This is a genomic window from Burkholderia sp. HAN2018, assembly GCF_024704855.1.
In the GTDB taxonomy this organism is placed as follows: domain Bacteria; phylum Pseudomonadota; class Gammaproteobacteria; order Burkholderiales; family Burkholderiaceae; genus Burkholderia; species Burkholderia cepacia.
Map to the genome: position 1 here is coordinate 31,145 of NZ_QOBB01000088.1, position 25,704 is coordinate 56,848.

Sequence of the window (25,704 nt, forward strand, 5' to 3'; positions counted from 1 at the left end):
GATGCAAAAACATGCTTTGACTGCAAGTGCGGTCGCGATGGCTGCCGCGTTGTTCGCTGCGGGCTGCACGATGGCGCCGCATTACAAGCGGCCCGACGCGCCCGTCGCACAGGCGTACCCGGCCGGCGGCGTCTATGCGACGCAGCCGGGTGCGGTCGGCGCGCGCAGCGCGAACGGCCAGGCGGCGACCGCCATCGGCTGGCGCGAATTCTTCGTCGATCCGCGCCTGCAGCGGCTGATCGAGATCGCGCTGAAAAACAACCGCGACCTGCGCGTGTCGGTGCTGAACATCGAGGCGGCGCGCGCGCAGTACCAGATCACGCGCGCGGAGCTGTTCCCGACGCTCGACGGTACGGGCACGGGCAGCATTCAGCGCGTGCCGCAAGGTCTGTCGCAGACGGGGGCGCCGTATATCTCGCGTGCCTACAACGTCGGTTTGTCCGCGTCGTGGGAGCTCGACCTGTTCGGCCGTGTGCAGAGCCTGAAGGACCAGGCGCTCGCGCAGTACCTGTCGACGTCGTATGCACGGCAGGCATTCGAGATTTCGCTGGTGTCGCAGGTGGCCGATCAATACCTGACGCTGTTGTCGACCGATGACCTGCTGAAGGTCACGGAGGACACGCTGAAGTCCGCTCAGGCGCAATACGACCTGACGAAGCTGCAGTTCGACAACGGCACGGGCTCCGAGCTCGAGCTGCGTCAGGCGCAGACGGTGGTCGAGCAGGCGCTCGCGAACCAGCAGGCGCAGGCGCGTGCGCGTGCGCAGGCACTGAACATGCTGGTGCAACTGATCGGCGAGCCGCTGCCGGACGACCTGCCGGCAGGCATGCCGCTCGACGCGCAGAACCTGCTGACGGACGTGCCGGCCGGGTTGCCGTCGGATCTGCTGACGCGTCGTCCGGACGTGATGCAGGCCGAGCAGACGCTGCTGGCCGCGAATGCGAACATCGGCGCGGCGCGCGCGGCGTTCTTCCCGCGCATCTCGCTGACGGGCGCGTTCGGCACCGGCAGCCCGACGCTGGGCGGCCTGTTCAAGGCCGGCACGGCGGCGTGGTCGTTCGCGCCGCAGATCACGATGCCGATCTTCGAAGGCGGGCAGAACATCGCGAACCTGAACCTCGCGAACGTGCAGAAACGCATCGAGATCGCGAACTACGAGAAGGCGATCCAGTCGGCATTCCGCGAAGTGGCGGATGGCCTGGCCGCACGCGGCACGTACGACCAGCAGATCGCGGCGCTCGAGCGCAACGAACACGCGCAGCAGCGACGTTTCGACCTGTCGGACCTGCGTTACAAGAACGGCGTCGACAGCTACCTGTCGGTGCTGACCGCGCAGACGGATCTGTACTCGGCACAGCAGACGCTGATCAACGCACGTCTGGCGCGCTGGACGAACCTCGTCACGCTGTACCGCGCATTGGGCGGCGGGTGGATCCAGCGGGCCGGCGAGACGCCGCGCGCGCCGGATGCGCCGGTCGACTACGACAAGGCGTCCGCTCCGGCGCCTGCGTCGTCGTCGACGACGAACGGGTAAGTGAAAGGCGGGGCAGGAGCGGGCAACTGCTTCTGCCTGCCGATCCGGCGCGATGCAAAAACAAAAACGCCACGGACGAAAGTCCGTGGCGTTTCCTTATTGCTCGGCTGCTCACATCCGGAGCGATGTTGCGCTACGCCTGCTTTGTCCAAAGCGTGCGGCCGAAGAACGTCAGCGTGCGATCCCATGCCATTTGCGACCACACGGGATCGAACTGCGTGCCGGCGATACGGCCGGGGCCGACGGCCGTTTCGTTCGCGAACGCATGATGCGCGAGATAGCGATGGAATTCGAAACCGACCTTCGCGTCGGTCAGCTTCTTCTCGAGCGCATCGACCTGGTCGATCGCGAAGAACGCATCCTGCGTGCCCCAGTGGCCCATCAGCGGCACCTTGAGCTTCGCCGGATCGAGGTAGTCGAGCGGCGGGAAACCGTACCACGTGACGCCCGCGTCCGCATCGGCGAACTGCAGCGACAGCAGCGTGAGTGCACCGCCCATGCAGTAACCCGTTACCGCGACACGCGACGCAAGCGTCTTCAGATAGGTCACGGCGCCCGGAATGTCCTGCGAGGCCGCGTCGCCGAAATCGAGCCCGGTCATCAGGTGGTGCGCTTCTTCTTCCTCGACCGTCGACTTGCCGCGATACAGGTCGGGCACGAGCGCGAAGTAGCCGCAGCGCGCGAGGCGATCCGCGACGCCGCGGATCTGGTCGTTCAGCCCCCACCATTCCTGGATGACGACGACCGCGGGCGCGCCTTCGGTTTTTGCCGGCGTGGCGAGATAGCCCTGCAGTTCCTGGCCGTCCGGGCGTCGAAACGTGATCATGGAACCGGATGTTTGAGACATGAAACCGCTCCTTTTCGAAAAATGCGATGAGTGCGGCATCGGGGCCGGCCTGCGGCGCGGCGACGATCGGGCAAGCCGGGCGTCGTGGTTTCCGCTCGCGTTCGTTTCGGCCGGCGCCGACCACGCGGCCATTCTATGCGCAAACACAGGCTGCCTGCGCGAACGGCACGGCGTTCGCAAGACCGCGTGCGATGAGGGGGCGATTCGTTCCCGGAACGGATGGCCGAAAAGCAACACCCCGCCCCGTTTGAACGGGAGCGGGGTGTTGTGCGGTGTGCCGCGCGTGTCGGAATACGCCGGCGCGTGACGGGCGCTTACTGGCCGAAATACACGGAGTCGCGGCCGTCCTGCTTGACCGCGATCGCGCGGCCGGCACGCACATCAGCGGCGGCTTGCGCGCCGTAGCCGGCTTCATCGGCGTTCGTCACGCGGGCCTGTGCGGTCTGCAGCGCGCGCGGGTAATACTGATCGGAGACTTCGGGCTTGTAGCCGGCCTGTTCGAGCTGGACGAGTTCCGCGCGCACCTGGGCACGCGTCAGTTGGCCCGACGGATTCGACTGTGCGAATGCGCCGTACGAGGCGGACAGGGCGGTTGCGGCGACGACAGCGTAGATGAACGACTTCATGACGACCTCCGGTTTCATTGATTTCGCGCTTCGCTTGTTGCGTTCAGCGGTTGATTGCATCGTAGCGATCGCGTTACCGGTCGGAAATATGCGTTCCAGCGAATAATTATTGCAACTGGGTAAACGATCTGAACGAGTCAGTATTTCGTCTGACGATTGCGGGCCTGTCCGGCGCTTGATCTGGACCACGGGCGAGGCCGTCAATGGAGCGATGTCGTCGATCGGCAAGTGGCCGGACCACGATGAATGAATCGTATTCCGAAGTGTTCGAGTGGGGCTGACGACATCATCGTTCGTGTCGTATCGCGTGCGTACTGCCGCGTCACTCGGCCAGGACTGCTTGCCGTTTCCGGTATTCGGCAGGTGTGATGCCGACGTGCCGGGTGAAAGACCGCCTGAGCGTATCGACGTTCGCGAAGCCGCATTTCGCGGCGACCTGTTTCGGCGTGTCGTGGCCGTTCTCGAGCAGGTGGCGGGCTGCCGAAATCCGGGTCGCCTCGACCCATGCGGCAGGCGTCATGCCGACTTCCGCGCGGAACAGCCGAGCGAAGTGGCGCGGGCTCATGCCTGCATGCTTCGCCATCTCCGCCACCGAGTGCTCGAGTTCCGGATTGGCCGCGATCCAGCGCTGGACCTCCTGCAGTACCGAACGCCCGGCGGGGCGCGCCTCGCCCTTGCGGCTGAACTGGAGTTGCCCGCCCGGTCGCTTGAAGAACATGACCAGTTGCGCGGCGACGCGCCGCGCGATCTCGCGGCCGAGATCTTCCTCGACCAGCGCGAGCGCGAGATCGAGCCCGGCCGTCACGCCGGCGCCGGTGCGCAGCTTGCCGTCGCGCACGTATAGTGCATCCGCGTCGACGGCGAGCGACGGATAGGCTTCGGCAAGCGCGTCCGCGGCAGCCCAGTGCGTGGTCACGTGACGCCCTTTCAGCAGGCCGGTGGCCGCGAGGATGAACGCGCCGGTGCAGATCGAGCCGTAGCGCTTGCTCTGCACGGCCGCCGCTCGCAGCCACGCGAGCACGTCGGTGCGCAGTGCGATCCGGCCGGCACTCGGCGCGCCGGCGACCAGCAGCGTGTCGATGCGCTCGGGAATGTCGGGAACGATCCAGTCGGGCAGCAGCTGTGCGCCGGACGAACTGCGGATCGGGCCGGACTCGCCCGCAATGATCCGCAGCGTATAGAACGGTTTCCCGCATTCGGCGTTCGCTTGCGCGAAGACGTCGAGCGGTGCGGAGACATCGAGCAGTTGAACGCCCGGAACGGCGAAGATTCCCACGACCTTCGGCATGATCGATTGCGTGTTGTTTCGAACGTGACGGGTAGCAGTATAGAGGGGCCGGCGATGCACGGAGCGCACGGCGGAGCCTGTTTCCGGCGTTCTTCTTGCCGTGCGGGCACCGTGTCCGTCTGTCGCGCAAAATGGCAGGATTTGACGTAATGCGTCTATTGGAGACGGATATCGGGCTCCGGAGAATCAAGGGTGTTTTCAATGGAGGTCGATCATGACTGAGAACGTTGCAGGCATCACCATTCCCGATAGCCAACTGACGCGCGAGATCACCGAACTCGTTCGCGATACCGCGTCGCCGTTGCTGTTCCATCATTCCAGCCGCGTCTTCTATTTCGCTGCGCTCGCGGGCCAGCGGCGCGGTCTGAAATACGATCCCGAGTTGCTCTACTGCGGCTGCATGTTCCATGACATGGGGCTCACGCACAAACACAGCAGCGCGTGCGAGCGGTTCGAGGTGGACGGCGCCAACGCCGCCCGCGATTTCCTGAAGGGCAAGGGCATCTCGCAGCAGGATATCGATGTGGTATGGACTTCGATCGCACTGCATACCACGCCGGGCATCCCGCAGCACATGCATCCGGTGATCGCGCTCGTGACCGCGGGTGTCGAGATGGATGTGCTGGGCCTGAAATATCCGGAATACAGCGACGTCGAACGCGAGGCCGTCGTCCGTGCGCATCCGCGTACGCCGCACTTCAAGGAAGACATCATCCAGGCGTTCTACGACGGGATCAGGCACAAGCCCGACACGACGTTCGGCAACGTGAAGGCCGACGTGCTCGGCGACAAGGATCCGCATTTCCACGCCGGCAACTTCTGCAGCGTGATCCGGTCGTCCGCGTGGGCGGGCTGATTGTTCGCGGTATGACGCACGACCTCCGCTGCTGAACGGAGATCGTGCGCGCCACGCGAATCGCATATTATTCAGGAATGCGATCATATTGGACCAGTCGAACGATCGAAAGCTGATCGGAGCGAACGGCGCGCCGGTCGAAGATGACGTCAACATCCAGACGGTCGGCCCGCGCGGCCCCGCGCCGTCGCAGGACGTCTGGCTGATCGCGAAGTGATTCCGGAGCAGCGCACGCGTGCGAATGATGTCGTGCTTACGGCGTGTGCTTAGCCGATACACAAGGGCGAAAACCTTCACGGCAATCGGCAGGCGGTTGCATGTTTTCCGACGTTCACCGGTGTACATGGTGCGGCCGACTTTGTTGGACAGCACCACGCGTTGGATCTTCGGGGAGAGTCGCAGAACATCCTCCACGACAAGGCGGCAACTGTGTGAAGGCCGGATCGACATATGGCGTGGACATTACGGCGACATGGGTGCGGCTTGGGGTGTCGTCGAAGCAAGCCGGGCGGTACGGCGACACGACATCGCTGCATCACCAGCGGAAAGGTAGCCGTGTATGGGGGCGTGATTCGTTGCGCTGCCGGATTTTCAACCCATACGAGTGTTTCGATGGCGCCCACACCTCACTACGTACCCGACAGCCCCGGTGTCGGTGTGTGCTCGACACTGTTCGACGATGTCTGCAAGGGGAGGCCGAATGGCCAACGAGGTCTCGCACTGGGTGTTCATGACCGACGACGAGAAACGTGAGATATGGGAGCGCATCCGGCGCGAGGCGCGGCGATGTGTTTCCGTCGTGACGAATGGTGAATTATCGGGAGCGGCGTTCCGAGTACCGGGGACGGGGGCCGCGCTTGACGAAGTCTCCGTGTCCTTGGCGAACCTCTCGGCCTTGTCAGGAAGAATGGGCGGCGGAGTGGGAGCGGATGAAATCAGTAAAGATGTTGTTACGTGACAACCACGTGATATTTCCCCGACTTTATATACTGAACAAGTGCCTTCTGTCACCCTGGCGAATCTTCGATTCGCCCCCCAGTAACGCGCCTCCAGGCGGGTGGGTCATGTTCGCCCCCGCCTTTGCAGAAGCCCTGACGTCCACCACAGCCACACTCTCCATCCACCTTCCGCCAGTTCCCGGCAAAACGCCTATAATGATTGGGCAAATTGCCGGGAGAAGTCATGAGCACCATTGCTTTTCATCCTTCGGGCGTCGCGCATCCGCGTCAGGCCGAATTCACGATTCTCGAACAACTGCTGGCGATCCGAGTCCGATCGGGGGCCGATCTTGCCGAGCTGGCGAGCGCGCGCGTCGACGTCTCGGTGATCGACCGGCTGTCCGAGCGCGGGCTGAAATCGGACGAACTGGCCTTCATCATTCCGCGCCGCACGCTGAGCCATCGTCGCCAGGCGCACGAACGCCTGTCGCCGGAGGAATCCGACAAGGCGATCCGTCTCGCGCGCATCGTCGCGCAGGCGACGGCCACGTTCGGCGACCAGGACAAGGCGATGGCGTGGCTGCGCAACGGGCTCCAGCGCTTCGGCGGCCGCACGTCGCTCGACATGGCGAGCACCGAGCATGGCGCGCGGCTCGTCGAGGAAGCCCTCACGCAGATCGACGAGGGGTATTTCGCTTGACGACGCTGTGGCGGATCAGCAATTTCGCCGACCTGAAAGGCATCGGCGGGTTGCGCGCCGGCGGACGCTGGCATTTCGCCGGGCAGCCCGTCGTGTATCTCGCCGAGCATCCGGCGCTCGCGCTGCTCGAGACGCTCGTTCATTTCGAGATCGCCACGGTCGCGCAATTGCCGAGCGGGTACCAGTTGCTTCGCATCGAGGTGGCCGATTCGGTCGATATCGCCGAAATCGCGGAGGGCGACGCGCCGGACGACTGGCGATCCAACGTCGACTGGACCCGCAGCGCCGGTACCGAGTGGCTGCACACGCAGCCGAGCGCGCTGCTGCGCGTGCCGAGCGTCGTCGTGCCGCACGCGCACAACTTCCTGCTGAATCCACTGCATCCGGCTGCTTCCGAGGCCCGTATTGCCGAAGTGATGCAATCACCGTACGACACCCGGATTCTGCGGCTGGTCCAGTCGAAGCCGGGTGAATAGGGAGCCGGACGACCCGGAGCCTGCGCCGGACGCGGGATCAGCGCTCGTGTGCGGCGCGATCCGCTGCCGCATCGGGTGGCAGCGTCTGTCGGAGGCGCGTGACCGTTCGCGTACTGACGAGACCGAGCATCGTACTGACGTCGGCATGTGTATGGCCCGCAAGCAACTGGCGGCGCGCAACCGTATTGCGCAGCACGCGCGGGCTGATGTCCGCCGCATGGAAGCCGATCGCGCTCAGCGCGTCGCGCACCACGAGCAGCAGGAACATGTCGTTCATCGCGCCACCGCCGCGCGGTGCGGGAAACAGCAACGCGGATGCCGGCGCGTCGGCCGAGCGCGCACGCCATGCGGCGAGCGGCGCCAGTGCAAATTCGGCGAGCGCGATCCGGCGCGCCGGCCGCGCCCGATTGCGCGGCACGGATAGTGCCGGCGGCCGCGCGTCGAGATCCAGCGCGTCGTGCGTCGTCGCACGTATCTCCGCCGAAGTGATGCCGCTCCCGAGCAGCAGCGCGACGATCGCGCGATTCCGGCAATCGGCCTGCGTGTCGTTCGGTCGAGGCTGCACGTGGTGCTGAAGCGCCGCGTCGGCATCGGGCGGCAGGTAGCACGGCTCGGGCTCGCCGTCCGGCCATGCGAGATCACGCGTCGTCCGGCCGGCCGGATGAATCGTGCGCACGCCGGCCTCGACCAGATGCCGGCCCAGCCGGTCGATCAGCTTCGCGTAGCGCACGCGAGTCGACGTGCCGGGCGCACAGGTGCGCTCGAGTTCCGCCAGGAAGGCCGCGACGTGGTCGGGCCCGAACGTGGCCAGCGACACGCGGTGCGCGATCAGATGACGCAGGAACCGTTCGAACATCGCGACGTGCTGCACGACCGAACGCGGCGCGAACGGCCGGCGGTCGGCGCCGGTTGCGGCGGTTTCCTGCCACGCCCGGAAGGCGCCGACGGGGTCGTGGGTCCAGCGATTCGTGTCCATGCACGATTTATAGCCGGAACGCGGAGGCTCCGGCAATCGGTCAGATGGCCAGTCCGACGCAACCGGTGCGTCAGTGCGCGGGACGTGCGTCGACGATGCAGTCGTTGTGCCGGGCCAGGCAAGCGAGCAGCAGCGTGTTGAAGAAACGGAGTGCGTCCGGCACCCAGTTCCATCGCGTCGGGGTCCGCATCCGGATCATCCGTGGCTGACCGTCATGAGCCCGGCCCGTCGTGTGAGGAGGCTGGGTGTCGGGCCGGCAATCGCAAACGAACCAGCTGCTCGGCGTGCGATGTCGCTGGCACGCGGCACCGCGCAACGTCACCCTCCGCCACCATCAACCGTCGCGCGAAGGCGAAGAAGCCGCAACCGCTGTTGCGCTTGCCTGTCCACTGAGCCGCGCAAATGCGGCGAACGCCAGTTGCGTCGCGATGGCAGCCAGCGTGCCGGCCGCCATGCCGTTGCCGAACACGATCTGCACGGGTGAGCTGAAATGGCGATACAGGTTCGGCACCAGGATCGGTGCAAGGCCGACGACGAGTGCGGCCGCGAGCGTGTACTGGTTGGCGCGCGCGTGCAGGTCGACGCCGGCGAGCAGCCGGATGCCCATCACGCCGATCATCGCGAACACGACCAGCGCGGTGCCGCCGACCACCGCGGCCGGAATCGCATACGCGAGCCGCGCGAGCGGCGCGAACAGCGCGATGACGATCAGGATCGCGCCGGCCGCGGCCGTCACGTAGCGCGAGCGCACGCCGGTCGTCTGCACGACGCCGATATTCTCGGCGCTGGTCACGATCAGCGGCGTGCCGAACAGCGCGCCGGCGAGCGACGCCAGCCCATCGCCGCGTATCGTCTTCGGCACGTCGCGCGACAGCGAGATCGGCTTGCCGCACGTTTCGCCGACGGCGACCGTCTGCGCGGTGGCCTCGGCCATCGAGATCGCGGTGAAGATCAGCAGCGGCAGCGCGGCCAGCACGTCGAAGCGCGGCATCCCGAACGGCAGCCATACCGGATGCGTGAACAGCGGGCCGCGCCACACGTCGGCGAGCGCCGGCATCGCATCGAGCGCCCAGCCGAGCGTTGCGCCGGCCATCAGGCCGATCAGCACCGCGAGGCGCCCGAGCGTGCCGCGGAACGCACCCGCGACGACGACGGTGGCGACGATCGTCGCCAGCGCGAGGCCGAGCGCGCGCGGCTGGGCGAAGTCGGCCGAACCGGGCTGGCCGACGACGATCGTCGCGTAGATCCGGATCAGGTTGATCGACACGAGCAGCAGCATCGCGCCGACGACGATGCGCGGAAAGAGCCGCAGGCAACGCGTGAAGACGGGCAGCAGCACCCAGTAGAACGCGCTGGCGAGCAGCGCCGCGCCGGCGGCGGTCGGCAGGCCCGATTGCGCGGCAATGCCGGCGAACAGCATCGTCGGTGCGCCGCCGGGCACCATCACGAACGGCATGCGCGCGCCGATCGGGCCGGCGCCGAGCGATTGCAGCAACGTGCCGATCCCGCAGGCGAAGAACGTCGCGCCGATCAGCTGGACCGTCAGGTCCGCCGGCAGCGCGAGCACTTTTGCGATCAGGAACACAGCCGTGATCGGGGACGCGGCCATCGACAGCACGTGCTGCAGCCCGAACAGCGCGAGCTGCCAGGCGGGCAGCCGTGCATCGACGGGCGTTGGGATCGGATCGTGCGACACGGCAGGCCCCTCGGAAGCGAACGGCGACGAGCGCCGGAAACCGGCGGTGAACGGCAAGGTCAGGCTCGCAGCCAGGGCAGTTGCGCGGCGCTGTAGCGGAACGTCTGGAACACGCTGTTGAGCTGGCCCGGCCCGGTCTTGCGCGCGGCTTCGTCCGGGTATTCGGCGAACCACGGAATCACGTATTCCCAGACGACCTCGCCGGCGGGCGTCACTTCGAACAGGCGGCCTGTCGACGATTCGGTGACGTGCGTGTTGCCGTTCGGCAAGCGCTGCGCGTTGCCCATGAACGGCGTGTAGAACAGGTTCACGACGTCGTCCGCATACGACCACACGACGCGCTGCGTCGCCGGATCGATCTCGACGACGCGCGAGAACACGACGTGCGCGCCGTGGCGGAAATTGCCGTTGTCGAACGCGAGGATGTTGCCGTTCGCGAGCGGCACCGGCGCATGCTGGTGCGACACGACGTCGGGCCCGATCCGCAGGTCGACGCGGCCGGTTTCGCGGTTCACCCCGATGATGCCCGACGTCGTGCGCAGGCTCATCAGCACGCGGCCGTTCGCGTCGACCGCGAGGCCGTTGACGAGCGGCCAGTGATAGCGCCCGAAGCCGGCCGCGATCGGGAAATCCTCGGGTCGCAGGTGTTCGCGCGCACGCCATTCCCACACGATCTGCCCGGCCCGGTTCACTTCGCGGATCACGTCCGCATACATCACTTCGTCGTCGCCGTGCGGCGTGCCGCCCGGCACGCGCCGCGCGAACGCGGCGTCGACCGGTTCGCACGCGGCGTACAGCAGGTTGCCGTTCGGCAGCCACTGCGCGTCGTGATGATGCGCGGGGTCCTCGTAGCGCCACACGGTTTCGCCTTGCGGCGTGACTTCGTAGAAGTCGCCGCCATGCCACATCGACCACGGCGCATAGCGCGATTCGGAGTGCGGACGATTGCCGTTGTAGCCGAGGTTGCCGTTCGCGAGGATGACCGCATGGCGGCCGGGGCGCACGGGCATCTTCCACTGATGCGCGACTTCACCGTCGATGCCGACGAGATAGACGTTGCCGTCGGCCGTCTGCGGCGCGATGAGCGTATAGCCGCCCGCGGACAGTGCGGGATCGTGGGCGATGAGGCCGACGCCACGGCGGCGCTGGGTAATCTGGTCGACGGTTGTCACTGCACTCTCCATTCGAATCGGACACGGGGATGCAGCGCAATCTAGACGATCCGGGCGATCAGTAAAATCGGATTATTCTTGACGGCCTGTTCGGAAAAAACTAACGGATCACTCATGCGTTCGATATCGCAGGCATTTCGCTGTTTCGACGAAGTCGCGCGACGCGGCTCGATTCGCAAGGCGGCCGACGCGCTGCACCTGACCGCCGCGGCGGTGCACCAGCAGATCCGCAATCTCGAGGAGCAGGTCGGCGTGCCGCTGTTCGACCGGTTGCCGCGCGGCATGCAGCTGACGCTTGCCGGCGAGATCGTGATCGCGGCCGTGCGGCGCGGTCAGCGCGACTTCGACAACGCGCTCACGCAGGTCGAGGACCTGCGCGCGCTGCGGCGCGGCCACGTGAACCTGGCGGTGCCCGCGTCGACCGCGGAAAAGCTCGTGCCCGACGCGATCCTTGCCGCGATGCAGCGCTATCCGGGCGTCACGTACAGCGTGCGCTCGGGAAACGGCGAAAGCATCGTGCGCTGGGTCGAGACGGGCGAGGCCGACATCGGCTATGCGTTGCGCCGGCGCACGTCGGCGGGCGTCGTCGAGGTGCGGGCGTTCGCCCAGCCGCTGGGTGTCGTCACGGCGCCCGGCCATCCGCTCGCGGCGTCAGGCGGAAAGGTGCGGATGCGCGACTGCTTCGCGCATCCGCTGATCCTGATGACACCCGACACGGAACTGCGCGCGATGTTCGACCAGATCGATGCACGACAGCCGCGCAACGTGCGGCCGCTGGTCGAGACGGGTTCGGTGCCGATGGTGCGGCGCCTTGCGGCCGAAGGCGCGGGCGTCGGCTTCCTGATCGCCGAGAACGTCGCGGACGACGTGGCTGCCGGCCGGCTCGCGTGGACGCCGCTTGCCGATGCGGGCGCGCGCTCGTTCAGCTGCATCTACCAACGGGCGGACATGAGCGCGACTGTCGCCATGACGATGTTCCTCGAGTTCTTCTCCGACGCGATCGAAGCGATGGAAGACGGTTTCGCGCGCGACGGCCGGACGGCCGGCAAGCGTCGCCGGACAGCGCGATAACGACAGCGGCCACGCGAGCGCATCGCACTGCGATGCAGTGCAACACGCGTACCCGCGCGCGTGCGGTCGTGACGTTGTGCGTGCAACGTCCGGCCGCATTACTTCATTCCCTTATTGCGGAAAAAAATTTGTTCATGGGACTATCGAATGCGTTGTCGGCGCACCGAGGGGGTCGCAGGCAGCGTGATGTCCCTCGCAACGACTGACAAGAACATCGGCAGACAATGAACAGAACAGCGATCTTTCCGTATGCGTCCGCGTTGCTCGCGGCCGCCATGATGACGGCCTGCGGCGGCAACGACATCGAAACCGACACGGGTGCCACGACGACACCCACGGCCGACACGAGTTGTCTCGCAATCGACAACAGCGGCTCGACTGTCGTGGTCGGGTCGAACCAGCCGGGCGACCCGTCACTGCCGGAAGCGTCGTCCGGTTATCGCACCGGGATGAAGCCCGTCTATGCGAAAACGTATCTGGTCGCCACGTCGAACGCCTACGCGAGCGCGGCCGGTTGCGCGGTGCTGAAGAAAGGCGGCACGGCCGCCGACGCGGCGGTCGCCGTGCAGGCCGTGCTCGGGCTGACCGTGCCCGAAGCGACGGGCCTCGGCTCGGGCGGTGTGCTGCTCTACTACGATGCGCGCGGCAAGACGCTGCAGGCGTATGACGGCCGGGAAACCGCGCCGGCCGCCGCGACGGAGAACTACCTGCGCTATGTCGACGATGCGACCGACCACTCCGCGCCGCTGCCGAATGCGCGTGCGAGCGGCCGCTCGATCGGCACGATCGGTGTGCCGAGGCTCATCGAGGCGCTGCAGCAGGATCACGGCCGGCTGCCGTGGCAGAACCTGTTCGGCGATGCGATCACGCTCGCGACCAACGGCTTCCCGATCGGTGGCCGGCTCGCCGACGCGATCGCGGCGAACGCCGCGAACCTGAAGCGCGACCCCGAGGCCGCCGCGTATTTCCTGAACGCCGACGGTTCGCCGAAGACACTCGGCACCGTGCTGAAGAATCCGGCGTATGCGCGCACGCTGACGCTGATGGCGCAGTCGGGTGCGAACGCGCTGTACACGGGGCAGATCGCGCAGGACATCGTCGCGAAGATCACCACGACGAAGGGCGCCGATGGCTCGACGCTCACGCCGGGCAAGACGACCGTCGCGGATCTGGCCGCCTACCAGGCGAAGCGCCGCGACCCGGTGTGCACGACCTATCGCAGCTACTGGGTGTGCGGGATGCCGCCGCCGTCGTCGGGCGGCATCGCGGTCGCGTCGGCACTCGGCATTCTCGAGAACTACGACCTGAAGTCGCTGAAGCCGACGGCGATCGATCTCGAAGGCGGCAAGCCGACCGTCGCGGGCGTGCACCGCATCACCGAGGCCGAGCGGCTCGCGTATGCCGACCGCGACAAATACGTGGCCGATACGGATTTCGTGCCGCTGCCGGGCGGCACGTGGAACACGCTGCTGAACAAGCCGTACCTGAAATCGCGCGCGGCGCTGATCGACCCGGCCAAGAGCATGGGTACCGCGCAGCCGGGCGATCTCGGTGCGGTACCGCTCGGGGTCGACACGACGTTGATCGAGCACGGCACGAACCAGTTCACGATCGTCGACGGCGACGGCAACGTGCTGAGCGCGACGACCACGGTCGAGTCGAGCATGGGCTCGTTCCACATGACCAACGGCTTCCTGCTGAACAACCAGTTGACCGATTTTTCCGCGAACCCGGTCGACAGTTCGGGCAATCCGGTGGCCAACCGCCTGCAGCCGGGCAAGCGGCCGCGCAGCTCGATGGCGCCGACGATCGTGTTCGGTCAGGCCGCGGACGGCTCGCGCGGTGACTTCGTGATGGCGACCGGTTCGCCGGGCGGCGGCACGATTCCGCAATACGTAGTCAAGACGCTCGTCGGCGCGCTCGACTGGGGTCTCGATGCGCAGCAGTCCGCCGGGCTCGTCGACTTCGGCGCAAGCAACAGCCCGACGACCACGATCGGCGGCGAGCATCCGAACGTCAACACGGCGAACAACGGGGCGAACGATCCGCTGATCACGGGGCTGCTCGCGCTCGGGCACAAGGTGTCGACGTCCGCGCAGGCGAGCGGCGTCAACACGGTGATGCGCGTGACGGTCGGCCAGTCGCCCGCGTTGCAGGGCGGCACCGATCCGCGGCGTGAAGGCGTCGTGCTCGGCAATACGTTCCGGCCATAATCGGGCGGTACGCGTGCGGTTCCGGTCTGCCCGTATTGGCCGACGGGCGATCGGGGCCGTGCATCGTGAAGGAGCCGCAATGATGCATGCGCATCTGCTTGAAATGGACGCCATCCTGTCGGCGCCGGGCTTTTTCGATTTCCTCGCCGACCTGGATTGCGACCGCGCGCTGGACAGTCGCGATGCCGAGCCGTTCGATGCACAGTGGATGGCGTCGTTCGACGAAATCGACGGTGATCCGGGCGCAGCGCTCGACCGGCCGGCCGTGGATGCGCTGAGGGAAAAGGCGTTCAAGCTCGCGTTCGGCGCGTCGGGGCATGCCGGCGTGGCGGCGTGCGTGTCCGACGACATCGAGCTGATCGCGAGAAGCCGGTTGTCAGGCCGTACCGACGGCTGGCCGACGAGCGTCCTTTGGAATGCTTATAGAAGCGGCCGGTTTCCCTGCTAGCCGTTTCCGGTCGCTTCCGGCCGTTTCGCCTGTCTGGTTCCGATCCGCGGCGATCAGCCTTGGCTCCGTCGCGGAATGCACCGCGCGACACGCCTCCTGACTCTCCCCGTCCGTCGGACTACACCGTCCCGATCCCGTTGCAATCCTCCGATTGTCAAACTGTGTGAATCAATCGTCAGCATTTGCAACCGAAGTAACAGTCCCCGCAAATCAATCGTTTTGCGCGTTCGCGCCGCTACATTAGCTCCACCTGCCGCACGTCGCGGTGAGGCATGCGACAAGCCGCACGAAGGCGGCCCGCAGCAACAACGTCTTTGGGGAGAATGACCATGAACAAGATCCGTACGATTCTGGTGGGTGCTGCACTGACGGCAGTGGCGACTTCGGCTGCGTTCGCACAGACGGCGCAAACCGGCGCCCAGGGTTCCGCGGGTGTCGGCGCGCAGGTTCAGACGCCGCTGCTCGGCGGTGGCGTGGGTGTGCAGGCCGGCGCCGGCGCGAACGCGGCAGGCTCGGGTTCGGGCGCGGGCAACGTCGTCGGCGGTGCGCTGAACGGCGTCGGCAAGACGGTCGGCGACGTGGGCTCGGCGGCCGGCAACGCGGTGGGCGGTGCGACGCACGCGGTCGGTTCGGCAGCGGGCACGGCGAAGGATGCCGCCGCATCGGCCGTCCACTCGACGAAAGCGCACGTGAAGCATGTCGCGGGCAAGGCGAAGAGCCACGCGCAAGGCGCGGTGTCGACGGCAGGCGACGTCGCCGGCGGCGCGAAGGCGAAGGCCGGCGAGGCGCTCGAAGGTGCGACGAACGCGGTGCAGGGCGGCGCATCGGTCGGTGTGAAGGGTTCGGCGTCCGCGCAAGGCGGCGCGCTGTAAGCGTCACGCTTCCCGTCAAGGCCCGGCCCGCTTCGATGCGGGCCGGGCTTTTCTATTGGCGCGCGCGGCGCGCCGTTCAACGCATCCTCGATACGGGGATGCGTCGACGTTCGCCACCGATCCGGCGACGCGACACGTATGCGCGCCTTTGCCTGGGGCCGCCGGCACGTGCCCGCAACGGGCGGCGTGCGCGCCCCCTGCCCATTGCCCGCCCGCCATGCTTAAATAGCGGGGCTCCCGGTCGCCGGGCCGCCGGGATCGCGGTGCCGGCCGACACGGGCCAGCATGTCCGATCGACATCGTGACGACAGACGACACCAAAATGCCGTTCCGGCCAGTCCGGCGCGGCCCGATAACATTCCGAGGCCTCACGTCATGACCATCCTGTTCCGTCTTCTCGCGCTCGCCTGCGTGCTTTGGCTGGCCGCCTGCGCAGCGCCGCCCCCGCCGTCCGCCAGCACCGGCGCGTCCGCCGCCGCACCGGATGCCAGCGAACGCCGCGGGCTCGGCACTGCATGGGGCGAGTCGGTGCGATCCGAAACCCGCCAGGTCGATTTCGAACGCGCGGATCCGGCGAAGCCGACGGATCTCGCGTCGGTCTATTACAACGATGCGCTGCCCGGACATCCGCCCGCGTCCCAGGTTCGCCGGTTGCCGACCCGCGTCGCGCTCGCCAACGGCGACATCGCGCTGTCGTTTACGGACGAAAAGGGTGCACCGCTGCGTCTCGCGCGCAGCAATGGCCGCTGGCACATGGCGGGCGTCGAAGGTTCGCGCTACATGATCGTGCTGCGCAACCAGGGGCGCCGCACGTTCGAAGTCGTGTCGACCGTCGACGGGCTCGACGTGCTGTCGGGGCGGCCGGGCAGCTACACGAATGGCGGTTACGTGCTGTATCCGGGCCGTACGCTGACGATCGAGGGCTTCCGCAAGAGCCGCGACGAAGTCGCCGCGTTCCGCTTCGCGGCGGTGCCCGACAGCTACGTCGCGAACTCGAAGTACGGCGATTCGGCGAACGTCGGCGTGATCGGCGTCGCGCTGTTCGCGCAGAAGGAGAATGAAGAGGAAGCGCTGCGCCGCAACGCGAATCCGTTCCCCGGCAATGACAACGGCTATGCTCCGCCGCCGGTGCCGCGCGGCGAGTGACGTTGCGTCGTGGATCGGCCGCGCGCGTCGCGGCGAACGATGCACGCGCGGCGATCCTGGGTCGCCGCGGCCCGAGCGGCATGCCGGCGCATGTGACGGACTTCACGACGGTCCTGCGCGATTCTCGCGAGCATGGATCGGCCCGATGAGATCGTCGATTGCATTGAAGCTCGCGGCGCTGGCGCTGCTGGCCTCGAATGCCGCCGTTGGATTCGCCGAAACGCCGGCGCCAGAATCGGTGCGGCTCGCCAACGGTCACGAGATCGAATGGGCGAGCCCGAGGTTGTTCGAGGTCGATGCGGCCCGTCACATGAAATCGGCACTGATCGTGCCGGTCGCGCTGCGCCGTGCATTGGCCGAGGCATCGAGCGTTGCGTTTCCGTCGGGCCGTTCGAAGCGGATCGACGGCAACGACTATCTGCTGGTCGTCGTCAATCGCTCGTCGAGCAGCCGTCCGACCGGATATTGCGGCGCGGGCGAAGAAGGGTCGCTTTACGTGCTGGAACTGCGCGGCACCCGTGCGGTGCCACGTTTCTCGCTGCCGGTCCAAAGCTGTCTCGATTCCGTTTCTCTCGAAACCGACGGTGGAACTCAATCGCCTTATCTGGCGATCGCGTGGCACGACGATCCGGCCGCCATCGACATCCGGTGGGAATATGTCGCGCATGGCGGCGCGCTGCATCGCGTTTATCGTTTCGTGAACGGCACGTTTGTCGAGGCCGAGGTACCGCGGTAACACGGTCATCCCGTGGCACGATGGCGATTCGAAATCGCATCGCGTGCTTCCCTTCCTTCCGGATCCACGGAGAGCGTCATGTCGTTACCCGCTTTCAGGTACCATCCCGACCCGCCGGCAACGGGCAGTGTGATCCGCTCGGACGCGCGCTGCGTGTGTTGCGACGATGCACGTGGTTGCGTATACGCCGGCCCCGTGCATGCGGTCGACGAGTATGAGAATTGCCTCTGCCCATGGTGCATCGCCGACGGTTCGGCGCAGCCTTCACTGGCACGTACGGCATCGGCGGCGGCGAATGGGACGAAGTGCCCGACGCGGTCGTCAGCGAAATCGCTTGTCGCACGCCGGGCTTTCAGGGTTGGCAGCAGGAGCGGTGGTGGACGCATTGCGGCGATGCCGCGCAGTTCGTCGGCCGTGCGGGTGCGGGAGAACTGCGCGCGCTCGGCCCGCAGGCAGTCGCGTCGATTCGGGAATCGACCGGACTCGACGAGGGCGCGGAGTGGGAGCGTTGCCTTGCCGCACTCGACAAGGACGGTTCACCGACCGCGTCTATGTTCCGCTGTATCCGTTGCGGCGAACCCGGCGGCTACCAGGATTGCGACTGATGGCCTGGCTCACGGCATCGCGCGGCGATCGCAGGCTTTATCGTCATGAAACAGAGGAATCTTCGTGAAGTTCATCCACGCGGCAGACATACATCTTGACAGCCCGTTGCACGGCCTGAGCGCGTATCCCGACGCGCCGGCCGCGCAGTTGCGCAACGCGTCGCGCGAGGCGCTGCGGCAACTCGTGGATCGTGCGATCGAAGAGGAGGTTGCATTCCTCGTGATTGCCGGCGACCTGTACGACGGCGACTGGAAGGATCACAACACGGGCATCTTCTTTGGCCAGCAGATGGGGCGCCTGCGCAAGGCCGGCATCCGTGCGTTCGTCCTCGGCGGCAACCACGATGCCGAAAGCGAGATGACGAAGAAGCTGACGCTGCCCGACAACGTCACCGTATTCGGTCACCGCAAGGCGGAAACCCACAAGCTGCCTGAATTCGAAGTCGCGCTGCACGGGCAGAGCTTCAAGGACAAGGCCGTCGTCGACAATCTCGCGATCGGCTATCCGGACCCGGTGCCCGGTTACTACAACATCGGCGTGCTGCATACGGCGCTCGAAGGCTATGCGGCGCACGCGAACTATGCGCCGTGCACGCTGGCCGAACTCCATGCGAAAGGCTACGACTACTGGGCGCTCGGCCACGTGCACGAATTCCAGCAATGGTCGGGGCCGTCCACCGTGGTGTTTCCCGGCAACCTGCAGGGGCGCCATATCCGCGAGACGGGCCGCCGCGGCGCGGTGCTCGTGACGGTCGAGCAAGGCCGCACGCAGGTCGAGCGTCTGTATCTCGACGTGCTGCGCTGGGAAGCCGTGTCGGTCGACGCGTCCGATTGCCTGACCGTCGCCGACCTGTCGAGAAAGATCGGCCAGTCGCTGGAAGCGCTGCTGACCGTCGACGGTCATGTGCCGCGCGCGGTGCGTGTGACGGTCGCGGGGCGTACGCCCGCCCACGGCCTCTTTTTCGGCCGCGCGCCGCAGTTGCGCGCGGAGGTGCTGAACCAGATCGGCATCATCGGCAACGAGCGGCTGTGGCTCGAGAAGGTCCGGCTCGCGACGTCCGCGGCCGATCATCAGCCGGGCGAAAGCGAGCAGCTCGAAGCGCTCGAGGACCTGAAGCAGATCCTGGCCGATGCCGCGCGCGATCCGGATTTCCTCGAGTTGCTCGAACGCGACCTGAAGCCGTTCGTCGGCAAGGTGCGCAGCGACGTGAAGGAAGAGGTGCCGTTGTTGGCGATGGCACGCGCGGGCGAGCTCACGGCGCTCGTCGAGCAGGTCGGGCCCGCGTTGCTTGCGCGGCTGGCGAGGGGGGAGTAAGCGATGCGGATCAACCAGCTCGATCTGATCAAGTACGGCAAGTTCACCGACGAGACGCTGCGTTTTCCGTCGGCCGACGAGGATTTCCACGTGATCGTGGGGCCGAACGAGGCCGGCAAGTCGACGATCCGCACGGCCGTGTCGGAGCTGCTGTTCGGGATGAAGCTGCAGACGCCGCTCGATTTCCTGCACAGCACACCGGAACTGCGGATCGGCGGCGTGCTGGAGAGCGGCACGGGCAAACTCGCGTTCCACCGCGCCCGCGGGCGCAGTCCGCTGCGTACGCCTGCCGACGACAGATTGCCCGACGACTACCTGGCCGCGGTTCTCGACGGCGCCACGCGCGAATTCTTCGAGCAGATGTTCGGGCTCGATCACGGGCGTCTGGTCGACGGCGGCCGGAGCATTCTCGACGCATCCGACAAGCTCGGCCAGGTGCTGTTCGAATCGGCCGCCGGGGTCGGTAGTCTCGGGCCGGTGCGCGAGGAGCTCGATGCGCGTGCGCTCGAGCTGTGGGCGCCGCGTCGCAGCGGCAGCGTGTTTGCGCTCGCCGAAACGTCGTTCAACGAAGCCGTGACCGAACTGAAGACGGTTCAGGTGCGCACGCGCGACTGGGTCGAACGCAAGGATGCGCGCGAAGCGGTCGAACAGCAGATCGAGCAGGCGCGCGCGGAACAGCGCCGGCTCGAAGCGCTGCGCTCGAAGCTCGAGCGCGTGCGACGGCTGGCGCCGTATCTCAAGGAGCTGACGGTCAAGGACGCGGCGCTCGCGGAACTGGGCGCGGTCGTCGAGTTGCCGCCCACCGCGTATGCGGATCTGTTGAAGGCGCAGGGCGATCTCGCGGCCGAACAGAAGGTGCTCGAGGAACGGCGTGCCGACCTGCTCGCGAAACGGCAGGCGCGCGATGCGATCGAGGCCGACGCTGACACGCTGGCGCTCGAAGCTGACATCGAAGCGCTCGATCGGCTGCGCGGCGCGTGCATGAATCACGCGCAGGATCTGCTGCTGTTGGGTGCGGACGTCGAGCGGCACCTGTCCGCCGCGTTCGCCGCGGCCGCCCAGCTCGACTGGCCGACGGACGAAGCGTCGCTGCGAGCGTCGCTGCCGACGGCGCTGTCGCTGAAGACCGTGGCCAACCTGTTGCGCGAACACGGCGCGCTGCACCAGGCGCTGTCCGGCGCGCGCGAATCGCTCGACGAACGCACGCGCGAGCTGGCGCAGGTGCAGGAACAACAGGCGCGCCTGTCGACCGTCGATGTGCCGGAAACGCTGCGCGCGGCGTTGGCCGATGCGCAGGGCTTTCGCAACAGCGGCCAGCGCGAGCAGGCGCTCGAACAGGAAATCGCTGCCGCCGAACGCACACTGTCCGGCGCACTCGATGCGCTCGGCCGGTGGCGCATGCCGGTCGACACGCTGCGCGCGCTCGACGTGCCGTCGGTGGCACGGCTCGGCGCGCTGCTGAAGGAGGACAGCGAACGCGCGAGCGCGGCCGCTGCCGCACGCGACGCACGGGACGGCGCGCTCGAAGAGCTCGAGCGGCTCGAACTGCAGGAGAAGCACTTCGCGGAGAACCACAAGGTCGTCACGACCGCCGACGTGCTGGCAGCGCGCGCGCGGCGCGACGGCGCATGGGGCGATATCCGCAGCGGCGCGATCGATCTCGGAACGGGCGCGCCCGCGCTCGACGATGCGATTCGCCTTGCGGACGAACTCGTCGACGCGCAGTTGGGTGCGACGCAGGCAGCGGCGACGTTGCAGTCGCTGCGTCAGCAGGTCGAATCCGCGCGTGCGGGCGTGACGCGCAGGCAGGCCGCGCTGGACGAGCGCGAACGTGAGCTCGCCGCGCATCGCGAGGCATGGGCCGCGCTCGCGACGACGGCCGCGGTGCCCGGCATGCCGCTGGCGGCGATGGGCGACTGGCTTGCGAAGCGCGACACGGTGTTCGCCGCGCAGGCCGATCTCGATCGCCAGCGCCGCGAATTCGACACGATTCGCGCCGCGCGGGCCGGTGCCGAAGCTGCGTTGCGCGCTGCGCTGCGTACCGTGTCGCGAGGCGGCGAGTCGGACGGTCTGGCGGCGCTCGTCGCGACCGCCGAGGCCTTCGTACAGTCAGCCGAGAAAGCGCTCGCGCAGCAGGACAGTCTCGAGGAGCGCGCGCGGGAAGCCGAACGCGGATGCGCGACGGCGCAATCGCGCGCCGGCCACGCGCAGGCGGCCTACGACGCGTGGCACGCGCAATGGCGCGATGCGCTGGCCGACGCGAAGCTTTCCACGAGCGCGGCGACGTTGGCCGCGGCGGAAGGTGCGCTCGCGCTTGTCAACGCCGTGACCGCCGAACTGGCCGATGCCGACGCACCGCGCAACCGGATCGCCGTGATCCGCGCGGAACTGGCCGCGCTCGAGGCGGGCGCACGGCGGCTTGCCGCGGCGCTCGCGCCGGAATGGCTGACGAGCGGCGACTGGCCGGACGTCGCGCGCCGGCTGACGATGCGCCTCGCCGCCGCCAGGGAAATCGCGCGTGCGATCGGTCGGGCCGACGAGGCCGTGCGGCAGGCCGACGGCAAGGTCGCGGATGCCGCCGCCGCGGTGGCCGGTGCCGATGCACGCATCCAGCCGCTGCTGCAACTGGCCGGTGTCGTGTCGATCGATGCCGCGCTGCCGCTGGCCGAACGCTCGGACCGGCAGCGCCAGCTGCGGCAGGCAGTCGATGCCGCGCACGAGGCACTGGTGCGCGACGGCGACGGTTTGTCCCGCTCCGCCGTCGAAGCCGAAGTCGCTGAGCAGGACATCGCCGACGTACCAGCGCACCTCGAAGCGGTGAAGCAATCGCTCGGCGATGTCGGCAAGCGGCTCAACGAGCTTTCACAGCAGCAGGTCGTGGCCGATCAGGCGTTCGGCGCGATCGACGGCCAGGCGAACGCGGCCGTTGCCGAGTCGAAACGGCAGGAAGCGCTGGCGGCGATGGGCGATGCAGCCGAACAGTACCTGGAAGCGGCTACGGCAAGCCGGTTGCTGAAGTGGGCGACGGATCGCTATCGCGACCAGAAGCAGGGGCCGATGCTCAGGCGCGCGGGCGAAATCTTCGCCGGGCTCACGCTGGGCGAATTCGCGCGGCTGACCGTCGATACCGAACGGACGCCGCCCGCCCTGTATGCACGGCGGACGAAGGGCGCGTCGGTCGAGGTTGCCGGGTTGAGCGAAGGCACGCGTGACCAGTTGTTTCTTGCGCTGCGGATCGCGGCGCTGGAACTGCAGCTCGGCAGCCGGACCGCGCTGCCGTTCGTGGCCGACGATCTGTTCATCAACTTCGACGACGCGCGAGCGAAGGCCGGCCTCGATGCGCTGCGCGATCTGTCGACGCGAACCCAGGTGCTGTTCCTGACGCACCACGACCACCTGCTGCCGCTCGTGCGGGACGTATTCGGTGCGCAGGTCAACGTGGTCGAGCTGCAGCGCGCGCCGGTGAGCGCGTGATGCGGGGTGTGCCGGGATGCCGGCGCACGGGCGCGGTCATCGCGTGCAGGTAGTATGTGCGGTTCCGAAATGCGCGCGACCGGTTCTGCCGGTCGCGGGTCTGGCCATACGAGGGGGGAATATGAAAAAGCTGGTAGCCGCCATCGCGTTCGCGGCGGACAAGCATCGCAATCAGCGGCGCAAGGACGAAGAAGCGTCGCCGTACATCAATCATCCGATCGCGCTCGCCGACGTGCTGGCCAACGAGGCCGGCGTCGAGGACGAGCGGGTGATCGTCGCGGCCGTACTGCACGACACGGTCGAGGATACGGAAACGACCGAGCAGGAGCTGCTGCGGCTGTTCGGCAAGGACGTGGCGGACATCGTGATGGAAGTCACCGACGACAAGTCGTTGCCGAAGGAAGAGCGCAAACGCCTGCAGGTCGAGCATGCGGCGACCATCAGCCGGCGTGCGAAGCTCGTGAAGCTGGCCGACAAGATCTGCAACCTGCGCGACATCGCACGGCATCCGCCCGCGGACTGGCCGCTCGAGCGCAAGCAGGCGTACTTCGACTGGGCGAAGTCGGTCGTCGACCCGATGCGCGGCGTGCATCCCGGTCTCGAAGCGATCTTCGACGCCGCCTACGACGCACGGCCGGCGGACTGAGGCGCCCGCATGCGATCGGCCCGATCCTTCGGATCCGCGCGGCAATCGCCGGCCGTGGCGGGTGTCGATGTGGGTGGCGAAAAGAAGCAATGCGATCTCGTGATCCTGCGCGGACCAATGGTCGTTTGCCGCGAGGAACGGATCGCGCCCGAAGCGGTGCCTGCGCTGTGTCTTGCCCATGACGTCGTGGCCGTCGGTGTCGACGCACCGAGCCTGTGGTGGACGGGGAGCGGGCGCCGGGCGGCCGAACAGGCGCTCGCGCGCGAACGGATCTCATGCTTTCCGACGCCGTCGCGGGAGCAGGCGGTCGCGAGCACGTCAGGTTTCTTCGACTGGATGTTCATGGGAGAGCGCGTCTACCGCGCACTCGCGGACGCCTATCCGCTGCTGACCGGCGCGCGCTATGCGGGCGGGCGCGCGAGCTTCGAAACCTATCCTTATGCGATCACCTGCGCAATGCTGGGCAAGACTGTTGCGTCGGCGAAGCAGAAACGCAACCAGCGCCGGCAGTTGCTGGAGCGGCTGGGGATCGACGTGTCGACGCTGAAGTCCGTCGATGCGCGAGACGCGACCCTGTGCGCGTTGACCGCGCAATACGTCATCGACGGGAATGCGCACGCGTATGGCGATACGGAGGGCGGATATATCCGCGTGCCGATCGTGAACGAGACGATCGCTCTCGACGCACCGTAGTTGTGTCGCGCGGCCCGGGCGAGGCGCGTAGCAAAAAGGTGAGCTTTTTCGGGAGGGGCGCGGCCGGTGTGCCGGCGAGGGGGTCAGGCTGCGATTGCCGGCCGGCAAGCATCGGAATGGCTGGCGCACACGGCGTTACGCCGGCGCGCTACGCGATTCCGGGCTGCGTTACTCAATCCTCGAGGATGGCTTTCGGCACGTTGGACAGGTCGCAGGCTTGCGCCTGTTCGAAGTAGCCTTCGGCGTCGTCGATCATCACGACTGCGACGTCGATCAGTTCGTCGAGCCGTTGCAGCAGCGATTCGCGCCACTCGATGTGTTCGTCACGCTCGGGCGTCTTGTCCAGCTGCTCGATTATCGAGTCGGCCGTCTGCAGGAAGGGAATCGCCTGCTGATAATTTTCGATCGAGACCATCGCCGCGTTGCGCGCGCCGACGAGCCGCTCGCGGTGCTCGTCTGCCAGTTCGGATTCGCCGCTGATTCGCGGCAATACATCCGAGATGCGTTGCAGAAGCGGCGGAGCCTGTTCTTCCAGGATGATGGCGCGCTCGCGGAGCGCTGCATATTCGTCGCGAAGGTCGGCGTCGCCGGGTTGAGTCGTGCTGTCCATCGTGGATATGAGTGCGTGGTTCGGTCGCGGCATGATACTCGACAGCACCGGATTCCTTGCCCGTTCCGCGTCCGTATATATAGGGAAACGAGAGGCATACGTCACACCAATAGAGGTTTGATCGCGTGGCGACGCGCGGCTCGTCGTGAGGCTAGCCCCCGTGCGCGCCAGCGCACGGGGGCTTTTTCAAAATATTTTCACAAAGGGCTTGCGCAGATGGGGGCAGGTGCTTAGAATCACGCCTCTTTCGCGCTAACGGAAACGCGGCGCGGAAAGGGAAGCGGAGCTGGTGGTGTGCTGCAGTGTCGGGCACGCGGCTGGCCTGGAAGTTGAACCCCGCAGTCGCAACGATGTAGTGTAAAAAGTTGTTGACGAGCTGCGAAACACGGTTCATAATCTCGCTTCTCTGCTGCTGAAAACGCAGTGCTGCCGGGAAACACGAAGTTCCTCGCAGATTGCTCTTTAAAAATTAACAGCCGATAAGTGTGGGCGCTTGATGGAAGCGAGCTGATCCTCGGATCAGATAGCAAAAGTATCAAGAGTCTCACACTAAAGTAAGTCAGGTTTATGAAGTGATTCATATTCCTGTCAGCTTTGAGTGAGCGACCGGTTCTTAACTGAACCGAAAACAGTAACAGGTTTAAACTGAAGAGTTTGATCCTGGCTCAGATTGAACGCTGGCGGCATGCCTTACACATGCAAGTCGAACGGCAGCACGGGTGCTTGCACCTGGTGGCGAGTGGCGAACGGGTGAGTAATACATCGG

At 66.7% G+C, this 25,704-nt stretch carries 23 protein-coding genes, 1 rRNA gene and 2 pseudogenes; 19 read left to right on the forward strand and 7 right to left on the reverse strand.

The window, feature by feature from the left end; all coding sequences use genetic code 11:
• Position 1 precedes the first annotated feature (1 nt).
• Complete coding sequence (locus DPV74_RS21645) at positions 2-1,534, forward strand: efflux transporter outer membrane subunit (RefSeq protein ID WP_119337930.1); 1,533 nt, start codon at positions 2-4, stop codon at positions 1,532-1,534.
• Between the two features lie 133 nt (positions 1,535-1,667).
• Here DPV74_RS21645 and DPV74_RS21650 read toward each other — a convergent pair whose 3' ends face one another.
• Entirely contained in the window at positions 1,668-2,381 is a 714-nt protein-coding gene (locus tag DPV74_RS21650; RefSeq protein ID WP_059700023.1) for a dienelactone hydrolase family protein, read from the reverse strand.
• Here DPV74_RS21650 and DPV74_RS21655 point away from each other — a divergent pair.
• Positions 2,380-2,688, forward strand: coding sequence for a hypothetical protein (locus DPV74_RS21655; RefSeq protein WP_060173744.1), 309 nt, complete (start codon positions 2,380-2,382; stop codon positions 2,686-2,688). The two genes, DPV74_RS21650 and DPV74_RS21655, sit on opposite strands and share 2 nt — an antisense overlap.
• Positions 2,689-2,695: 7 nt before the next feature.
• On the opposite strand, the gene DPV74_RS21660 is transcribed toward DPV74_RS21655, so the two are convergent.
• Together DPV74_RS21660 and DPV74_RS21665 are read right to left on the reverse strand one after the other, a co-directional pair.
• Positions 2,696-3,007: a DUF4148 domain-containing protein gene (locus tag DPV74_RS21660; protein WP_119337931.1), complete on the reverse strand. Its 312-nt coding sequence runs from the start codon at positions 3,005-3,007 to the stop codon at positions 2,696-2,698.
• A gap of 322 nt (positions 3,008-3,329) precedes the next feature.
• Positions 3,330-4,295, reverse strand: coding sequence for a GlxA family transcriptional regulator (locus DPV74_RS21665; protein ID WP_060082795.1), 966 nt, complete (start codon positions 4,293-4,295; stop codon positions 3,330-3,332).
• Between the two features lie 214 nt (positions 4,296-4,509).
• Between DPV74_RS21665 and DPV74_RS21670 the strand changes: the two genes are divergently transcribed.
• The 5 genes and pseudogenes from DPV74_RS21670 to DPV74_RS21690 all read left to right on the forward strand — a co-directional run bounded on the left by DPV74_RS21670 (position 4,510) and on the right by DPV74_RS21690 (position 7,265).
• Positions 4,510-5,151: an HD domain-containing protein gene (locus tag DPV74_RS21670; protein ID WP_027792216.1), complete on the forward strand. Its 642-nt coding sequence runs from the start codon at positions 4,510-4,512 to the stop codon at positions 5,149-5,151.
• An 88-nt stretch (positions 5,152-5,239) separates the two neighbouring features.
• Positions 5,240-5,368: a hypothetical protein gene (locus DPV74_RS21675; RefSeq protein WP_257943094.1), complete on the forward strand. Its 129-nt coding sequence runs from the start codon at positions 5,240-5,242 to the stop codon at positions 5,366-5,368.
• Between the two features lie 395 nt (positions 5,369-5,763).
• A pseudogene (locus DPV74_RS21680) lies at positions 5,764-5,932 on the forward strand (DUF1289 domain-containing protein); the annotation flags it as partial.
• A gap of 401 nt (positions 5,933-6,333) precedes the next feature.
• A complete protein-coding gene (locus DPV74_RS21685) occupies positions 6,334-6,789 on the forward strand; it encodes an antitoxin Xre/MbcA/ParS toxin-binding domain-containing protein (protein ID WP_006480981.1) in 456 nt (151 codons plus the stop codon).
• Positions 6,786-7,265 carry an RES family NAD+ phosphorylase gene (locus tag DPV74_RS21690; RefSeq protein WP_027792217.1) on the forward strand — a complete coding sequence of 160 codons (480 nt, stop codon included), beginning with the start codon at positions 6,786-6,788 and terminating at the stop codon, positions 7,263-7,265. Before DPV74_RS21685 ends, DPV74_RS21690 begins: the two co-directional genes overlap by 4 nt.
• Before the next feature lie 37 nt (positions 7,266-7,302).
• On the opposite strand, the gene DPV74_RS21695 is transcribed toward DPV74_RS21690, so the two are convergent.
• The 3 genes from DPV74_RS21695 to DPV74_RS21705 form a co-directional block, all read right to left on the reverse strand.
• Complete coding sequence (locus DPV74_RS21695) at positions 7,303-8,241, reverse strand: tyrosine-type recombinase/integrase (protein WP_119337932.1); 939 nt, start codon at positions 8,239-8,241, stop codon at positions 7,303-7,305.
• A 334-nt stretch (positions 8,242-8,575) separates the two neighbouring features.
• Entirely contained in the window at positions 8,576-9,937 is a 1,362-nt protein-coding gene (locus DPV74_RS21700; protein WP_119337940.1) for a uracil-xanthine permease family protein, read from the reverse strand.
• 59 nt (positions 9,938-9,996) lie between these two features.
• Positions 9,997-11,121 (reverse strand): aryl-sulfate sulfotransferase, encoded by a 1,125-nt coding sequence (locus DPV74_RS21705; RefSeq protein WP_119337933.1) that lies wholly within the window; start codon positions 11,119-11,121, stop codon positions 9,997-9,999.
• 102 nt (positions 11,122-11,223) lie between these two features.
• Between DPV74_RS21705 and DPV74_RS21710 the strand changes: the two genes are divergently transcribed.
• The 11 genes and pseudogenes from DPV74_RS21710 to DPV74_RS21760 all read left to right on the forward strand — a co-directional run bounded on the left by DPV74_RS21710 (position 11,224) and on the right by DPV74_RS21760 (position 24,328).
• Positions 11,224-12,180, forward strand: a complete 957-nt coding sequence (locus DPV74_RS21710; protein WP_119337934.1) for a LysR family transcriptional regulator — start codon at positions 11,224-11,226, stop codon at positions 12,178-12,180.
• Positions 12,181-12,404: 224 nt separating this feature from the next.
• The gene (locus tag DPV74_RS21715) at positions 12,405-14,393 is read left to right on the forward strand and encodes a gamma-glutamyltransferase family protein (protein ID WP_119337935.1); all 1,989 of its coding nucleotides are present in this window, start codon (positions 12,405-12,407) and stop codon (positions 14,391-14,393) included.
• A complete protein-coding gene (locus DPV74_RS21720; RefSeq protein WP_226161694.1) occupies positions 14,356-14,841 on the forward strand; it encodes a hypothetical protein in 486 nt (161 codons plus the stop codon). The genes DPV74_RS21715 and DPV74_RS21720 overlap by 38 nt, the downstream gene beginning before the upstream one ends.
• A gap of 329 nt (positions 14,842-15,170) precedes the next feature.
• Positions 15,171-15,713, forward strand: coding sequence for a hypothetical protein (locus DPV74_RS21725; RefSeq protein WP_027792224.1), 543 nt, complete (start codon positions 15,171-15,173; stop codon positions 15,711-15,713).
• A 375-nt stretch (positions 15,714-16,088) separates the two neighbouring features.
• Complete coding sequence (locus DPV74_RS21730; RefSeq protein WP_027792225.1) at positions 16,089-16,859, forward strand: hypothetical protein; 771 nt, start codon at positions 16,089-16,091, stop codon at positions 16,857-16,859.
• Positions 16,860-17,004: 145 nt separating this feature from the next.
• Complete coding sequence (locus DPV74_RS21735) at positions 17,005-17,595, forward strand: hypothetical protein (RefSeq protein WP_134319766.1); 591 nt, start codon at positions 17,005-17,007, stop codon at positions 17,593-17,595.
• A 78-nt stretch (positions 17,596-17,673) separates the two neighbouring features.
• Positions 17,674-18,200 (forward strand): annotated as a pseudogene (locus DPV74_RS21740) (CbrC family protein).
• 64 nt (positions 18,201-18,264) lie between these two features.
• Positions 18,265-19,515: a DNA repair exonuclease gene (locus tag DPV74_RS21745; protein ID WP_027792227.1), complete on the forward strand. Its 1,251-nt coding sequence runs from the start codon at positions 18,265-18,267 to the stop codon at positions 19,513-19,515.
• A gap of 3 nt (positions 19,516-19,518) precedes the next feature.
• Positions 19,519-22,989: a YhaN family protein gene (locus DPV74_RS21750; RefSeq protein WP_119337937.1), complete on the forward strand. Its 3,471-nt coding sequence runs from the start codon at positions 19,519-19,521 to the stop codon at positions 22,987-22,989.
• 121 nt (positions 22,990-23,110) lie between these two features.
• Positions 23,111-23,635 carry an HD domain-containing protein gene (locus tag DPV74_RS21755; protein WP_021161966.1) on the forward strand — a complete coding sequence of 175 codons (525 nt, stop codon included), beginning with the start codon at positions 23,111-23,113 and terminating at the stop codon, positions 23,633-23,635.
• Positions 23,636-23,644: 9 nt separating this feature from the next.
• A complete protein-coding gene (locus DPV74_RS21760) occupies positions 23,645-24,328 on the forward strand; it encodes a DUF429 domain-containing protein (RefSeq protein WP_119337938.1) in 684 nt (227 codons plus the stop codon).
• 172 nt (positions 24,329-24,500) lie between these two features.
• On the opposite strand, the gene DPV74_RS21765 is transcribed toward DPV74_RS21760, so the two are convergent.
• Positions 24,501-24,938, reverse strand: coding sequence for an ATPase (locus DPV74_RS21765; protein WP_162923102.1), 438 nt, complete (start codon positions 24,936-24,938; stop codon positions 24,501-24,503).
• Positions 24,939-25,580: 642 nt separating this feature from the next.
• On the opposite strand from DPV74_RS21765, the gene DPV74_RS21770 reads away from it, so the two are divergent.
• Positions 25,581-25,704: ribosomal RNA gene (locus DPV74_RS21770) — 16S ribosomal RNA — on the forward strand; the annotation flags it as partial.